The 15,672-nt window shown below is 63.9% G+C and carries 14 protein-coding genes; 4 read left to right on the forward strand and 10 right to left on the reverse strand.

Annotation, left to right across the window (positions count from 1 at the left end):
* Positions 1-6 precede the first annotated feature (6 nt).
* The gene (gene dacB, locus EWU68_RS08305) at positions 7-1,488 is read right to left on the reverse strand and encodes a D-alanyl-D-alanine carboxypeptidase/D-alanyl-D-alanine endopeptidase (protein ID WP_129315664.1); all 1,482 of its coding nucleotides are present in this window, start codon (positions 1,486-1,488) and stop codon (positions 7-9) included.
* Between the two features lie 215 nt (positions 1,489-1,703).
* Here dacB and ppa point away from each other — a divergent pair, with 215 nt between their 5' ends.
* On the forward strand, positions 1,704-2,183 hold the full coding sequence (gene ppa / locus EWU68_RS08310; RefSeq protein ID WP_129315665.1) for an inorganic diphosphatase: 480 nt from the start codon (positions 1,704-1,706) through the stop codon (positions 2,181-2,183).
* A gap of 523 nt (positions 2,184-2,706) precedes the next feature.
* Here ppa and EWU68_RS08315 read toward each other — a convergent pair.
* The 7 genes from EWU68_RS08315 to eat all read right to left on the reverse strand — a co-directional run bounded on the left by EWU68_RS08315 (position 2,707) and on the right by eat (position 10,498).
* On the reverse strand, positions 2,707-3,930 hold the full coding sequence (locus tag EWU68_RS08315) for a M20 family metallopeptidase (RefSeq protein WP_129315666.1): 1,224 nt from the start codon (positions 3,928-3,930) through the stop codon (positions 2,707-2,709).
* Positions 3,931-3,990: 60 nt separating this feature from the next.
* A complete protein-coding gene (locus EWU68_RS08320) occupies positions 3,991-4,524 on the reverse strand; it encodes an O-acetyl-ADP-ribose deacetylase (protein ID WP_129315667.1) in 534 nt (177 codons plus the stop codon).
* Positions 4,525-4,739: 215 nt separating this feature from the next.
* On the reverse strand, positions 4,740-5,519 hold the full coding sequence (locus EWU68_RS08325) for a 3-oxoacyl-ACP reductase (RefSeq protein ID WP_129315668.1): 780 nt from the start codon (positions 5,517-5,519) through the stop codon (positions 4,740-4,742).
* Entirely contained in the window at positions 5,516-6,907 is a 1,392-nt protein-coding gene (locus tag EWU68_RS08330) for an aldehyde dehydrogenase family protein (RefSeq protein ID WP_129315669.1), read from the reverse strand. Before EWU68_RS08330 ends, EWU68_RS08325 begins: the two co-directional genes overlap by 4 nt.
* Entirely contained in the window at positions 6,904-7,668 is a 765-nt protein-coding gene (locus tag EWU68_RS08335) for a gamma-glutamyl-gamma-aminobutyrate hydrolase family protein (RefSeq protein ID WP_129315670.1), read from the reverse strand. Before EWU68_RS08335 ends, EWU68_RS08330 begins: the two co-directional genes overlap by 4 nt.
* Positions 7,655-9,028 carry a glutamine synthetase family protein gene (locus EWU68_RS08340; RefSeq protein WP_202976707.1) on the reverse strand — a complete coding sequence of 458 codons (1,374 nt, stop codon included), beginning with the start codon at positions 9,026-9,028 and terminating at the stop codon, positions 7,655-7,657. Before EWU68_RS08340 ends, EWU68_RS08335 begins: the two co-directional genes overlap by 14 nt.
* Positions 9,029-9,076: 48 nt before the next feature.
* Positions 9,077-10,498: an ethanolamine permease gene (gene eat, locus EWU68_RS08345; protein WP_129315671.1), complete on the reverse strand. Its 1,422-nt coding sequence runs from the start codon at positions 10,496-10,498 to the stop codon at positions 9,077-9,079.
* Between the two features lie 206 nt (positions 10,499-10,704).
* Here eat and EWU68_RS08350 point away from each other — a divergent pair, with 206 nt between their 5' ends.
* Positions 10,705-11,472, forward strand: coding sequence for a FadR/GntR family transcriptional regulator (locus EWU68_RS08350; protein WP_129315672.1), 768 nt, complete (start codon positions 10,705-10,707; stop codon positions 11,470-11,472).
* A 59-nt stretch (positions 11,473-11,531) separates the two neighbouring features.
* On the opposite strand, the gene EWU68_RS08355 is transcribed toward EWU68_RS08350, so the two are convergent.
* A complete protein-coding gene (locus tag EWU68_RS08355; protein ID WP_129315673.1) occupies positions 11,532-12,665 on the reverse strand; it encodes a lipid II:glycine glycyltransferase FemX in 1,134 nt (377 codons plus the stop codon).
* 135 nt (positions 12,666-12,800) lie between these two features.
* Positions 12,801-13,457: a GntR family transcriptional regulator gene (locus tag EWU68_RS08360; protein ID WP_129315674.1), complete on the reverse strand. Its 657-nt coding sequence runs from the start codon at positions 13,455-13,457 to the stop codon at positions 12,801-12,803.
* A gap of 131 nt (positions 13,458-13,588) precedes the next feature.
* Between EWU68_RS08360 and EWU68_RS08365 the strand changes: the two genes are divergently transcribed.
* Positions 13,589-15,016, forward strand: a complete 1,428-nt coding sequence (locus EWU68_RS08365; protein WP_129315675.1) for a purine-cytosine permease family protein — start codon at positions 13,589-13,591, stop codon at positions 15,014-15,016.
* A complete protein-coding gene (locus EWU68_RS08370) occupies positions 15,013-15,669 on the forward strand; it encodes a flavin reductase family protein (RefSeq protein WP_129315676.1) in 657 nt (218 codons plus the stop codon). Before EWU68_RS08365 ends, EWU68_RS08370 begins: the two co-directional genes overlap by 4 nt.
* Positions 15,670-15,672 lie beyond the last annotated feature (3 nt).

The raw sequence follows: 15,672 nt of genomic DNA on the forward strand, positions 1-15,672 counted from the left end.
GCGACCTCAGAGTTCGGAGAGAGCGGCGACCGAGGCATCCAGGGTGTTCGTGGCGGCCTTGGCGTCGGTCACGTCATTGACCACGAAGGAGTACGCGAGAAGCCTGCCCTGCGACGTCGTGGTGTAGCCCGTCAGGGAATTGACCTTCAGCAACGTGCCCGTCTTGGCGCGTGCATTGCCCTGGGCCGCCTTGGCGTCGTCGGCCTCGAAACGGGCGGCCAGCGTGCCCGTGCCGCCGGCCACCGGCAAGGTCTCAGCAAGGTCCGACGTCGCGGTCTTGGATTGGGTCGCGTTCGCGATGAGCTGGGACAGGGTGATCGGCGTGACGCGGTTGTCCGCCGAGAGACCGCTCGAGTCCTTCTGCGTCAGGCCGTGCGTGGAGATTCCGGCGGCGTCCAGGGTCTCCTTGACCGTCCGGATGGCCCCCTCGATCGATCCGTCGTTGCCTGCCGCGACGGCCGCGTTGCGACCGAGGACCTCGGCCAGGACGTTGTCGGAGTTCTCCATCATGTACTTGGCCTGTTCCAGAACGGTCGCGGATTCGACCGATCCGAGCTTGCGGTCCTCGCCCTGGTCACCAGAGGTGGTCGACCCGGTCCCGGCCGTAAAACTGATCCCCTGGTCGGCACCCAGCTCATTGAGGGCCTTCACGTATTGGTCGAGGGCTTCCTCGCCGGCATTGTCCGGACGGTGGGAGACGTCCTCCCCGTCCGAGGGTCGTTGCGTGTGGTGGTCCCACAAGGCGATCGGCGAGATACCCGTGACGTAGCCGGCATCGATATCGGCCGAGTCCCACGCCGGGTTGGTCGCTTCTCCCGAGTACATGGAGGCGTCCAGATTCACCGGCAGCTCCCCGGAGACCCCCTGGTTCTTGAGCCGGTCCACGGTCTGTTCGGCGAGGGTGCGCATGCCGGCGTGCCCCAGAACGGAGTTCTCGTCCGATTCACCGTCGGAGATCATGGTGTCGCCACCGGCCACCAGGTTCACCGACTTGGAGTCCTGGGACAGGTAGGAGTTAGTTTCGTACCTCGAATTCGGGTCCGTATGGCTCAGAAGCGTGAATTGCGTCAGGAGTTTCAGGTTCGACGCCGGTGTGACCGGATGCGCCGCATCGTCCGAGTACAAGACGTCCCCACTCGAGACGTCGACCACCTGCGAGGACATCGTGCCGCCCCCGTTGAGCTTTCCGGCTGCCGCGCCCAAGGGACCGGCGAGATCCGCCGGTGCAGGGCGTGCGGCGTCGTCGGGCAAGTTCTTGACCGGGTTCTCCGCCGTGGATGCGGAGTCCATGACGTTGGGCTGGTCCGCACCGGTCAGCATTCCCCACTGTCCTGCGGCCGTCGGCACGAGCCAAGCGCCCACACCCAAGCAGCCAGCCGCCAGGATCCCCGTGGCGACCCACCATCCGCGGCTCTTCGGCCGGCCCGAGTTCTCGGACTTGTCGGATGTCTTCGACCGCTCGGGCGGCTTGGGGTGACGCGTGCTCATCGGGTCTCCTCGAGGGTGGGGGCATGGTTTCAGACCGGGTACGGGCCGACCGAAACCGTTGAGGTTCGTTCACGAGTTTAGGCGCAATTGCCTCGGCGAGGTTTTCCCAAATGCGCGGGGAGGAAGATAGATTGAGAGGCAGAAAGGCCGTTGGCACGCCAAACGGCCATGGAATCAGGAAATCCACAACAAGCCAGTGTGCAGGAGATTCATTCATGGAACTTGATGTCACGATCGAGATCCCGCAGGGGTCCCGCGTAAAGTACGAGATCGACCACGAGACCGGGCGCCTCCGCCTGGACCGCGTCCTCTACACGTCCATGCAGTACCCCACGCACTACGGGTACTTCGAGGACACCCTCGGCGAGGACGGCGACCCCCTCGACGCGATGGTCGTGATGGACTACGACATCATTCCGGGCGTCATCGTCGAGGCCCGCCCGATCGGCGTCTTCAACATGACCGACGAGGCCGGCGGCGACGCCAAGGTTCTCTGCGTCCCGAGCGACAAGCGCTTCGACAGCATCCAGAGCCTGGACGACATCGAGGACTACAAGAAGGACGAGATCAAGCACTTCTTCGAGCGCTACAAGGACCTCGAAGCCGGCAAGTGGGTCAAGGGCGAAGGCTGGGATTCCAAGGAGGAAGCCGAGCGCCTGATCCAGGAGGCCGTCGACCGGTTCAAGAACTCTTAAGTTCGACTTCTCTGACGGAGGCCTCGCCTCTTTCATAGCGACGGGCGACGCCGCGAACTCACCGTTCGCGGCGTCGCCCGTTTTCGTGCGTCCGTGGTGTTTGCGGGAGGCGTGTGGCGGCCGGGTCACCCCACGGAGCCCGTTGCGTGGCGGTTACCCAACTAGGTGGCGTTGGCTGTCGTTAGGTGGCGGTTGAACCGCCACCTAACGACAGCCAACGCCGCTCAATCGGGTAACCCCCGCCCAACAGCTCCTCTCAATACCCCCCCACAGAGCGACCGCGGGGCCGGCAACCCCCACTCCATCGGGCAACCGCCACCCAACAACATCGCGCAGTGGGGTCGCAGGGCTACGAAATCCCGGTGTCCAACCGCGAGGTGGCAATCCCGTGCGTTCCCCGTGCGTTCTCTGCTCGTCTCAACCCGCGAGGTGGCAGATTTGTGCGGTTTTGACCGCCGAAAGCGCACAAAAATGCCACCTCGGGCTCCAGCCGCGCACGAAACGGGGTGCCCGGGACAGCCTCCTATTTCCCCAAGTATTCCAGCGCGGCGAGAACCTGGGCGCGGGTGCCCGTCTCGAGGGTCGGGTGGATGACCGGGTAGAAGAATGGGGAATGGTTGGCCGGGATGTCCTCCTGAAGGCGGCCGTTGCGCGCGGCGTCGTCGTACTTTTCCTGGTCGGCCCCGCCGAAGAACCAGTAGCAGTAAGGCACCCCGAATGCGTCCGGAAGTTCGCTGAAGTCCTCGGACGCGGTTGCGGGCGCGCCCGGTTGCAGGACTTCGGCCTCGAAGCCGGCGTCGAAAGCGCGACTGATCCGGTCGGTGACGTCGGCGTCGTTGTCGGTCAGGGGGAACTGGTCGTAGTAGTCGAATTCGGGGTCGTCCTGCGCGCCCGCCGCCTCGCATTCCCCACGGACAATGCGCTCGATCGAAGCAATGACCCGGTTGCGGACGTCCGTGTCATACGTGCGCACGTTGAGGCGCAGTTCCGCCCGATCGGGAATCACGTTGGCCTGGGTGCCCGCGGTCAGGGAACCCACGGTCACGACGGCGAACTCGCCCGGCTCGACTTCGCGCGAGACGATCGTCTGCAGTTTCAGGACAACGCTTGACGCGATGACGACAGGGTCGACGGACAAATGAGGCATCGAGCCGTGGGACCCGCGCCCATGGATGGTGATGTGCACCGAGTCCGCCATGGAGAGCATGGGACCCGCGTGGGTGAAGACGTGACCGCTCGGCTTCGGCATGACGTGTTGGCCCAGCACCACTTCGGGGTGCGGGACCTTGTTCACCAGGCCGTCGTCGATCATGGCCGAGGCGCCCTTGGAGTTCTCCTCGGCGGGCTGGAACAACGCGATGTAGGTGCCGGCCCAGGCATTCTTGTTCTGCACCAGAATCCGTACCGCACCCATGAGCGCCGCCACGTGCATGTCGTGGCCGCACGCGTGCATGGCCCCCTCGTTCTCCGAGGCGTAGTCCAGGCCCGTCCGCTCGGTGACGGGGAGCGCATCGATGTCGGCTCGGGCCATGATGGTGGGACCCTCCCCGTTCTCTATGACGGCGACGACGCCGGTCCCGCCGATCGATGTCGTCTCGAGGCCGAGGTCCTTCAGTTCCTGGTGAATTCGCTCCGAGGTTCGGTGTTCCTGCAGTCCGAGTTCCGGCCTGCGGTGCAGGTCCTTGTACAACTCCTCCTGCCATCCCAACTGGTCGGAGAGGTTCGCGAAGACGTCGCTGGTTCCCATGGTTGTCCTTTCACCTCGACTGACTCCCGATCGGCGTCGACCGGGAGGCGGCGGTCAGACTCATCCTGCCAAGGCCGCCCTGTATCCATCCTCCGCCTCTTGGCCGAAAGGGACCAGCACCACGGTGCGAATGGTGTCGCCGACTTGTTCTTCCATTGAACGGATCGTCTCGACGGCGATTCTGGTCGCGTCGTCCATCGGCCATCCGTACACGCCAGCGGAGATCGTGGGAAATGCGATGGTTTCGACGCCGAGTTCGGCAGCGGCCTGGAGCGAGGCCCGGTAGCAGGAGGCCAGGACGGGAGCTTTCTCCTGATACTTCTCGGGTGTCTTGGCGTACGTGGGCCCCACAGTGTGGACGACCCACTGTGCAGGCAGCTCTCCCGCCGTCGTCACGACCGCTTGGCCGGCGGGAAGGCCGTCCGGCAAATCGGTCTCACGAATTTTCTTGCACTCGTCCAGGATCGAGGGGCCACCGGCACGATGGATCGCACCGTCGACGCCGCCACCACCCATGAGGGAGGAATTGGCCGCATTCACGATGGCTTGGGTTTCGACCGCGGTGATGTCGCCAGGGCGTATTTCGATGTCCATGCCACCAGCCTAGGGGCAACTCGCCGTCAGCGGGACGGGTTGTGGACAAGTGATGGAATCGCCCGTTCCGGGCGAGAGGGAGACGTCGACCGGCGCAGTGCTGCCCCGGCAGCGGCAAACCCTCGGGCCGAGGGGCAGAGCACAGCGCGAGCCGAGACTTGGTCCCTGCTCACGCGTCTGCCGCCTCGGCCGCGACCGGAGACACCCGTCGGTGACTACTCGGGCGTGACGTACGCTCCGGACAAACCACCATCGACCAGGAACGTGTTGGCTGTGATGAAGGATGAATCATCCGACGCCAGGAAGGCGACGGCAGCGGCCATCTCCTCAGGTTCCCCGAAACGCCCCATCGGAACGTGAACGAGTCGTCGCTGGGCCTTCGCCGGATCCTTCGCGAAGAGCTCCTTGAGCAACGGGGTGTTGACCGGGCCGGGACAGAGCGCGTTGACTCTGATCCCTTCCCTGGCAAATTCGACGCCGAGCTCCCGACTCATCGCGAGCACCCCACCCTTCGACGCGGAGTACGAAATCTGGGACGTCGCCGCACCCATGACCGCCACGAACGAGGCCGTGTTGATGATCGATCCGCTGCGCTGGCGCCGCATGTGTTCGAGAGCGTACTTGCAGCAGTGGAAGACGCTCGTCAGGTTGACGTCCTGAACCCGCTTCCAAGCATCAATGCCGGTTTCCGTGATCGAGGCGTCGTCGTTGGGTGAGATTCCGGCGTTGTTGAAAGCGACATCGACCGAACCGTATTCGTCGTGAGTCCGCTGGAACAGCTCCTCGACGCTCTTCGCGTCAGTCACATCCGTCCTGACGAAGAGACCGTCAACCTCTTGCGCAGCCGCCGTTCCTTGCTCTTCGGATACGTCGGCGATGACCACCCGTGCCCCCTCGGCAGCGAGTCGGCGCGCGGTGGCCAGACCTATTCCGGAGGCGCCCCCAGTGATGACTGCGCTCTTCCCCTCGAGACGGTGCGCCTTGACGTTGTTCATGATTGCCTCCTGCTCTCTGGATGAGTGGATTGGTTGTTGGCGAAGAAGACGTTCTTGACCTCGGTGAATGCCTCCACGGCGTGGGGGCCGAGCTCGCGTCCCAGTCCGGATTGCTTGAAACCGCCGAAGGGAGTCGAGTACCGCACCGAGCTGTGTGAGTTGACGGACAGATTCCCCGACTCGATGCCCCGGCTGACGCGTAGCGCTCGGCCCAGGTCTCTCGTCCAGATCGATCCGGACAGCCCGTATTCGGTGTTGTTGGCCAGCTCGACCGCTTCGCCCTCGTCGCGGAAACGCAGGACCGAGACGACAGGGCCGAAGATCTCCTCTGAAAAGCACGGTTCCGTCGCCGACCTGGCCAGCAGAACCGTGGGCCTGACCCAGTACCCGGGTCCGGACGGGGCCTCGCCGGTGAAGGCGACGTCGCCCTGGTCGATGTACCGCAGAACCGAATCACGGTGCCCGGCCGAGATCAGTGGACCCATCGCGGAATCCTCGTCGTTGGGGTCCCCGACCCTGAAATTCTTGACGGCCGTCTCGAGGTGTTCCATGAATTCGTCGAAGACCGATTCCTGCACGAGAATCCTCGACCTGGCGCAACAATCCTGGCCTGCATTGTCGAAGGCGCCGCCGGGAGCGGCTTCCGCCGCGGCTCGCACGTCGGCGTCGGCGAAGACGACGTTCGAGTTCTTTCCGCCCATCTCAAGGGTCACGCGTTTGGACTGGGATGCGCAGCCGGCCATGATCCGCCGACCGACCGCTGTGGACCCGGTGAATACGACTTTGCGCACGGCGGGGTGGGTGACGAACCTGTCGCCGACCACCGACCCCTTGCCAGGAAGGATCTGGAGAACTCCTTCGGGAACCCCCGCCTCGCGCGCGATGGAGCCGATGCGCATCGCGGTGAGCGGGGTCAGCTCGGCGGGTTTGAGGACCACAGTGTTGCCGGCCGCGAGAGCCGGGCCTATCGCCCAGCCGGCGATGGGCAGCGGAAAGTTCCACGGAACGATCACGCCCACCACCCCCAGGGGTTCGTGGAACGTGACGTTCAGCCCTCCCTCGACAGGAATCTGGTCGCCCAGGAGCCGTTCCGGCGCCGCGGAGTAATAGCCGACGACGTCGCGGACGTTTCCCGCCTCCCAGCGGGCGTTGCCGATCACGTGGCCCGCATTGGAAACTTCGAGCCGAGCCAGTTCCTCCTGGGCGTCCCCCAGTGCGCTCGCGAAGTCGCGCATGATCCTCGCTCTTTCCGCAGGAGCGACGTTTTTCCAGGTCTCGTACGCTCTGGCGGCACGCTCGATCGCCTCGTCCGTGCCCCTCACATCGAGGTGCTCGACCGAGTCGATCACTTCTTCCGTGGCCGGGTTGATGACTTCGTGGATGCTCATTCCGTGATCTCCTCGCTGGGGGTGGGTTTGGTATCGGACACGGCCTCGGTTCGGGAACCGCAGGCCGCGACGAAGGCCGCGAAAAGACGGCGGTCCTCGAGCCGTTTCTCCTCGGGGTGATACTGCGTAGCAATCAGCCAGGAGTCATCGGTGCTTTCCAGGATTTGTGGCAGCCCGTCGGCGGAACGGGCGGTGACCAGCAGTCCCTTTCCAATTCGGTCGAGACCCTGGTGGTGGTAGGACGAAACGGTGCACGAATCGCCGAGGATGCTGTGGGCCAGACTCTCGGGATCGATCGTGATCCGGGTGTCGGAAAAGACTCCGGGGGCGCACCTGTATCGCTCTCCTTCCGGGAGAACATCCGGCAGGTGCTGGAGCAGACTTCCGCCGTGTGCCACGTTGAGCACCTGTGCACCGCGGCAGACGCACAGGATCGGCAGACCGAGCGCTTCTGCCGCCCCGAGGAGGGCAAAGTCGTGGCTGTCCCTCTCGGTATCGAATTCGGTGGTGGGGTGGGCGTTTTCTCCATAGCGGGAGGGGTCGACGTCGGACCCGCCGATGACCAGGAGCCCGTCCAGGGTATCGAGGACCTTGGTTCCCGTCCCTCGTGGTGGGAGGAGAACGGGTATGCCGCCGGCATCCACCACCGCATGAAGGTAATTCCCTGGGAGGATGGCAGCTTCACCGTTCCACACGCCCCAGGTCGCATGCTGGTAGTAGGTCGTGATCCCGATCAGTGGGCGGACGTCAGAGACGTTCAAAGCCCCGCCTCCTTTCCCAGTCGGTCACGACGCTCGCGAAGGCGTCGAGTTCGATGTCTGCGGCGTGGGTGTAGTGGTCAACCACGTCGCGTCCGAAGCGCTCAACCGCGAGAGCGCTGTTGGCGAAGGCATCGCGCGCCAGAGAGAGGGAAGCCGGGACACGGTCGGCATCGGCGGCGTAGGCGCTTCCGGAGGTCACCGGAGGGAGCGGCAGATCGTTTTCGATGCCGTGACAGGTTGCCGCGATGATGGCTGCCAGGATCAGGTAGGGGTTGACGTCGCCGCCACCAACCCTGTTCTCGACCCGCAAGGACGCGCCTTCGCCCACAATACGGAGAGCGCAGCTGCGGTTGTCCTTGCCCCAGGCGATCGCGGTCGGAGCGAAGCTTCCTTCCTGGTACCGCTTGTAGGAATTGATGTTGGGCGCGAAAAACAGAGAGAAGTCAGACAGGCACGCGATCTGCCCGGCGATCATCTGTTCGAACACCCGACTGAATCCGTGCTCGCGCTCGCCGGTGGATACCGGGTTTCCGTCCAGGTCGGTCAGACTGAAGTGCACGTGGCAGGAATTTCCCTCACGCTCGTTGTACTTGGCCATGAAAGTCACCGACTTGCCGTGCTGGGCCGCGATCTCCTTGGCCCCGGCCTTGTAGATGCTGTGGTTGTCGCACGCCGTGAGGGCATCGCTGTACCGGAACGTGATTTCCTGCTGTCCCAGATTGCATTCGCCCTTGGAAGCCTCCACGATCATCCCCGCTCCCTCCATGCCGGTGCGGATGTCCCGAATCACCGGTTCCAGGCGAGAGGTGGCCAGAAGGGAGTAGTCCACGTTGTAGTCGGTCGAGGGCTCGAGCCCCGTGTATCCCTTCGCAAAGGCGCTTTCGTAGTCGGTGTCGAAAAGGATGAATTCGAGTTCGGTTGCTGCGTGCGGGCGATAGCCGAGTTCTTCGAGCCGCGCTATCTGGCTCTTCAGCAACTGACGTGGGGACATGGGGATCGGGGCGCCGTCGGTCGAACCGATGTCGCACAGCACGAGGGCCGAACCGGGCAACCACGGGATACGACGCAGTGTCGCCAGGTCCGGCTTCATGACGAGGTCCCCGTACCCGTTCTCCCAGGAGGAGCAGGCGTATCCGTCGACCGTGTTGTTGTCGACGTCGACCGCCAACAGGTAGTTGCATCCCTCGACTCCGTGCCGGAGAACCTCGTCCATGAAGAAGCGCGCCCCGCACCTCTTGCCCTGGACTCGCCCCATGACATCGGTCATTCCGACGACGACCGTGTCGATCTCGCCCTCGGCAACCAAGTCCTCGAGCTCTCCGACACTCAGCATCCCCGGAAGTTTCTCCTTCGTGGACATGTGTCATCCTTTCTCATCACCCGAAGCCGCTGGGACTTCGGCCTGCATCTACTTGAGTTTCGATTCGGCCTCTGCAATCGAGGCAAATTCTTCTTCGGGGGCGCTCGTGACCACGCGGTGCCGGCTGTAGAACCAGAAGTATGCGAGCGCCAGCACGAAGACGCCGAGCGTGTAACTGGCAGCCATGACGTCAACCAGGAAGGTCGCGACCACCGACACCACGGCCAGCACCAACGCGATGGATGTGGTCACCCGGCCGCCCGGTGTCCAGTAGCCGCGGTCGAGCTCCGGTTCCCGGATACGGAGCACGATGTGGGACAGGTTCAACAAAACGTAGGAGACCGTTGCACCGAATACTGCGATGTCGATCAGGAGGCCCCCGTCCCGGACCGTCGTCGCGAGGATGAATCCGATGGTTCCGGGAATGATCAGCGCCAGTGCCGGCGTGTTGCGGCGGGTGGTCAACGAGAGCCACCGCGGCAGGTAGCCGGCACGGGAGAGGGCAAAGAGCTGACGGGAATAGGCAAAGATGATGGAGAAGAAGCTCGCCACGAGTCCTGCCAGTCCGGCGTAGTTGACGAATTGGGCCAGGCCGCTGCCCGGACCGTACACGGCACGGAGAGCATCGGGCAGTGGGCTCTCCGACTCGCTCATGGAGAGGGCGCCAGCACCTCCGGGGGCCAGAATGAGGACCGCAAGCCCGGAACAGAGCAGGACCGAGATAGCGACGACGATTCCGCGGGGCATGTCCCGCCGAGGATTGGCGGTCTCCTCGGCGGCAAGCGGGACGCCCTCGACGGCCAGGAAGAACCAGATGCCGTAGACCAACGCGGCAAGAACTCCTGTGACACCGAATGGAAGGAAGCCGTTCGCCCCGAAAGCGCCGGTGGGCTCGATCTCCACGAGTTTCCCGATGTCGAAGTGGGGAATCATGCCGACGACGAAGACTCCCAGCGCGACCACCGCGACTGCGGTGATGACGAACATGAGTTTGAGCGCCTCGCCGACGCCCACACAGTGAATACCGATGAACACCAGGTACGCAACGAGATATACGGGCCACGAATTGGTGATCCCGAACAGGCCCAGCGATTCGATGTATCCGCCGATGAAGGTCGCAATGGCGGCGGGTGCCACCGAGTACTCGATCAGGATGGCCATACCCGTGGCGAACCCTCCCAGCGGCCCGAGTGCTCGGCGAGCGAATCCGTAGCCGGCCCCCGCGGTGGGGAGTGTCGAGGACAGTTCCGCCAGGCCCAGGACCATGCACGTGTACATCAGGCCCATGAGGAGGAATGCGATCAGCAAACCACCCCATCCGCCCTGGGCGAGGCCGAGATTCCAGCCGGAGAAGTCTCCGGAGACCACGTAGGCCACTCCCAACCCGGCGAGCAGCACCCACCCGGCCGCGCCCTTGTTGAGTTGCCTCTTCCCTAGGTAATCCGACTCGCTCGGAGAATGATCCGCCATGGCACCGTCCATCCAATGGTATTTTTGGAGACCTTTGATGTGGACAAAATAATGATCTGAATCACACCGCAATGTCAAGGTTTCGCCCAGGATCAACCCTCGATCGATTGGAGATGACTCCTTTGGCATGCTCAAGATGCCTTTGGACGACGTCGCCCGGCCCGGCCCATACAATGGTCGGGAAACCGACGTGAGATGGGCAGACAATGACGTGTGAAGCTGAGGACCAAGTAGATAGCCTCGGTGAGCGCAGCGTGGCGGAAGGTCTGGTCGACCCTCGGTCACTCATTCACCCCGTGCGGGCGGGAAACACACTGGAAGCAACCTTTGAGGGGTTGTTGCGGCTGATCAAAGTTGGCGCCGTCCTCCCCGGGCAGCGGCTCCCACCCGAACGAGAACTTGCCGACAGCCTGCAGGTTTCACGCTCGACGCTCCGAAGCGTCCTCGGTGACTTGCAACGTCACGGCTACCTGGAAGTGAGACGAGGACGGTACGGCGGAACCTTCGTCATCGATTCGGCCCCCGAAAAGCAAACGGATGTCACGGTGGACCCGCGCCAGCTCCAGGACATCCTCGCCTATCGGACCGTGGTCGAGTCAGGGGCCGCTCGCCTCGCGGCCGAGGCCGACCTCCAGGCGCCCCAAAGAAGAGGGCTCCGACGTGCCCTGGACGCGGCGTCGGCGGCCGCGCCGGAAGACTACCGACACCTCGACTCCAGGCTGCACATCGTGATTGGCGAGCTGACCGGGTCACGAAGACTTGTCGACTGCGTCGTCGAGTCGCGGGCCCTCGTGAATGATCTGCTGGACAGAATTCCGTTGCTCGCGTCGAACCTCGAGCACTCGAACCACCAGCACCAGGAGCTCGTAGCAGCCATCCTGGACGGGGATCCGGAAACAGCCGAGTCCGTGGCCCGGGCCCACCTCGACGGCACGGAGACGTTGTTGCGGAGCTTCCTGAACCTCAGTGCGTAGGGCCGCCTCCGGGCTCGAACGCGGAGGGCAATCCCGGCACTTTTCCCGACCCTCCCCCACTATCCCCGAAGGCGCCCCCGGAGAGCGCCTGCCATACCCTGGGCCATGCCCCGACCCGACCGCATCGACCGGTACGCGGCATAGCGGGGGACGGAGACGGGCAGGTCCCAGGTGCCGGCGAATTCGACGTCGCGACCCCCGAAAGACCTCTTGAATTGGGTGAAGCCCGCCCACGGGTGATGGGGAGAATCCGTGGGCGCGATGCCGAAGAGGTCCGCGATTTTCGCGCCGCGTTCGGCAGCATCCAAGACGGCCTGGGCGATCATCGGTTGGTTGGGGCGAAGTTTCCTGAATTCGGGCTTCATGCCCGCGTGAGCAAAGATCCTGGTGCTCGCCGAGTCGTAGACGAAGGCGGAGGCGACAACCTGCCCTTCGTACCGCGTCAGGTACACACGGCCCGAATCGCGCGCCAGCAGCGTACGTGCCACCGTGCGCAGATAGTCGGCATCGTGCGCCACGAATCCCTTCCGCTCGGCCCCGGCCCGATTCAGGGAAATGAGTTCTTCGACGTCGCCCGGGTCTCTGCTGCACTCGATGCTCAGCCCCTTGTCCTGGTGGCGCCTCCACAGGTTGCGATTCGTGCCGGTCATGGCCGCCAGGATCGCATCCTCACCCTGAGTCAGGTCCAACCACCTCGACCGACGTGGTTGGATGTCGCGCGGGGCCTCGCGCGCTCCCAGTTCCAGCAGCTCTGACCGAAGTCCCGGAGCCCGCATCTGTTCCGACCCGTCGGACACCATGGGCTCGATACGCACCCATGCGACTCTCGCCTTCTTGGCGGCCTCACCCAGGCTGGTCAGTGCGGCTTCGAGGGCCACGACGTCGTTCGCGACCGGACCGTACGGGAGGTACCAGATCCGCCCCAACGTATTGCTCTCCTCGATCACCAAAGCCGACCACCCGGGTCCGCGGAACCGGTGGGTCCTGCGCCCCAACGCAGTTTGGACGCGATCCCAATCGCGGCTCTGCAGAACGGTGTGGGGTCCCGCCAGCTGACCGATCCGGCCCGCTATCGGAACCGATCCGGCGGACCCTGCGGACCCGGCAAGCCCTGACCAGGCGGGGGATGGGAGGAACGGAAATGAGTTCGTCCCGAACTCGGCGCGTCCGTCCGGGTAGTAGAGCGTTGACATCGATGTGGTCCCTCTTCCGATCGTGAGCGATGGAGGAGAACCAGGGCCAACCGACGAACCGCCTCGTTGCTGGTTCTCTCTGACAAGAGTTCGGAACCAACCCGGCGGCCGGATTCATTCGAGGAGAAAAAAACTTCAGACGGCCAGGACCCTGCGGGCGAAGTCGACCAAATAGTCATTCAGATTCGTGGCCGCCCGCTCCCCTTCTTTCGCGTCCTCCCGCACAATGGCGGTCAGCATGGCACGGTGGAGGGTCGCGCCGGTGGTCACCTCCGACTGGTCGGTCACGTGCGACGTCCAGAATCTGCGCGAGAGATTCTGCAACTGGACCATGGCGTCGTGAAGGTACTCGTTATGGGCCGCACGGAGAATCAGCCCGTGGGTCTGGCGGACGGTCTCCGAGTAATCGGACAGGGTGAAGTTCTCTGTCCCAAGAGTTTCCGCGAGATCGCGCATCTCGTCGCGCTCCCCGGGTGTGGCTCGCTCGCACGCCAACCGAGTCGCCCACGGATCCAGAACCCGGCGCATCTCGAGGATCCGCAGTTCGGACTCAACGCTGATCTCCGGGATGAGGATGCCCCGGCTGGGATGGATCTCCACCATCCTCTCCCGCGCCAGCCGATGGACCGCCTCACGAACCGGCGTACGGCCCAGTCCCGTCCACTCCATGAAGTCTGCTTCCGACACGAAGGTGAGCGGCTCGATCTCCCCGTGAATGATCATGCGCTCTATGTGCACATAGGCAGTGTCCGTGAGTGTGGGTCCGGAGCGCGTGCGGACGGGGCGGTTCATGCTGGTCCTCTCTGACGGGGGTCGTACAAAAATCTTGGCACACCGCTGGAATATACAGCCGATATATCGGTAGAGTGGCGGTCACGAATGGTGTCAGGGCTCACAGTGACACCGAAAGCAAGGAGAATGACATGTCCACTCCAACGGTCGGACCGAAAACCATGGAACTCCGGTCCATTGACTGGATCCCGCCGCGGGAACGTCACGGTTCCCCGGTCTCTCTTTTCTTCCTCTGGTTCGCGGCGAACAGCTCGATCACGGCTCTGGTGACCGGCGGCCTCTTCGTTCTGCTGGGCAATTCGGCCCTGTGGTCCATCCCCGCCATCATCGTCGGCAACCTGATCGGCGGATTCATCACGGCCCTCCACTCCGCCCAAGGGCCTCAGCTGGGCGTACCCCAGATGATCCAGAGTCGCGCCCAGTTCGGCTACTACGGGGCGATCCTTCCCCTGGTCCTGGCACTGATCATCTATATCGGCTTCTACGCGACCGGCCTGGTGCTCGGCGGACAGGCACTCGCGACCCTGCTGCACATCAGCGTCAAGGCAGGTGCGGTGATCTTTGCGCTGTTCTCGACCGTCCTGGCCATTGCCGGGTACAAGTGGATCCACAAGTTTTCGCACGCGGCGTCGGTCCTGAGCGGGGTCGTCTTCGTGATTCTCCTGGTCATTGTTCTGGGCGGTCCGATGCGTCATCAGATCACCGCGGACACCAGTTTCGCCCTGGCCCCGTTCATTCTGGGTATCTCGCTCTCGGCGTCGTGGCAGCTGACCTTCGGCCCCTACATCGCCGATTACAGCCGGTACCTCCCCGAGACGACGTCCCAACGGTCCACGATCGGATGGACCTTTGCGGGGAGCTTCATCGGGGCGACCCTGGCCATGATCGTCGGAGCCTTCGCCGCACAGATCGGCGGGCAGGCCTTCAGCGACCACCAGGTCGGATTCCTCTCGGGGCTGGCGGGCACTTTCTTCTGGCTCGTGCTGTTGGCCGTCGTCGTCGGCAAGCTGACGGGCAACACGCTGAGTTCGTACGGCGGGTTCATGTCCTTGGCGACGATCGTGACGGCGGTGGCCCGGCACGAGGTCATCAAGCCTCGGGCACGCTCGATCTACGTGCTCATCATCTCCGCCTTCGCGGTGGTGATCGCGCTCCTGGCGTCGGACAATTTCGTCGCCGTGTTCACCGACTTCCTGATGTTCCTGCTGTACTTCATGACGCCGTGGTCCGCGATCAACCTGGTCGACTACTACCTCATTCGACACAAGAAGTACGACGTCGAGGCCCTGTTCCAGCGCAATGGTCCCTATGGCACGGTCAACAAGGGGGCCTTCGTGGCTTACTTCGCCGCCGTGCTGATCCAGATTCCGTTCATGAACAGTTCCCTCTACGTCGGCCCCATCGCCGACCTGTTCGGCGGTGCCGAGATCGCGTGGATCATCGGTCTCGTGGTCGCCGGCGGCATCTACCTGGCCATTGCCAAGAAATCGGCGGCCGGTCGCGACTCCGCCGCCGACGATCGCTCCGCAAACCACCAACAAGAAAGGAATGCACTGTGAAATACGATCCCAACGAGGTCGAACGCCCGCTCTCACACTCGCCGTTCAAGGCCCTGACGGTGCCTCGTCCCATCGGTTGGCTCTCGAGCGTCAGCGAGGACGGCGTCGAGAACATCGCCCCGTACAGCCAGTGGCAGAACCTGACTTTCGACCCGCCGATGGTCATGTTCGCGGCCAACCAGTACCCGGACGGGCGACGCAAGGACACCGTCGTCAACGCCGAGAAGACCGGGTGGTTCGTGTGGAACATGGCGACCTGGGATCTGCGCGAATCGGTCAACATCTCGGCCATGGCGCTGCCGCCCGGCGAGAACGAGTTCGATCGTCTCGACGTCACCAAGCAGACCGCGGACCTCTCCCCCGCCCCGATGGTCGCGGAAAGCCCTTTCCACTACGAGTGCAAGTACCTCACGACGCATCGCCTGCCCGGCAAGTCCAATGTGGGGACCATCGACGTCGTCTACGCGACCGTCGAGCGGATCCACCTCAATGAGAAGTACCTGACCGATGACGGCCGCGTGGACATCACCGCGGTGCAGCCCATCGCCCGGATGGGGTACTTCGACTACACCGTGGTGACAGACACCTTCGAGATGCGCGTTCCCGGTGCCGACGCCGACGCGCAGGCCGGCCTGGACGGCAACCCTCAGTAGGAA

The organism is Rothia koreensis (genome assembly GCF_004136575.1).
Classification (GTDB): Bacteria; Actinomycetota; Actinomycetes; order Actinomycetales; family Micrococcaceae; genus Rothia; species Rothia koreensis.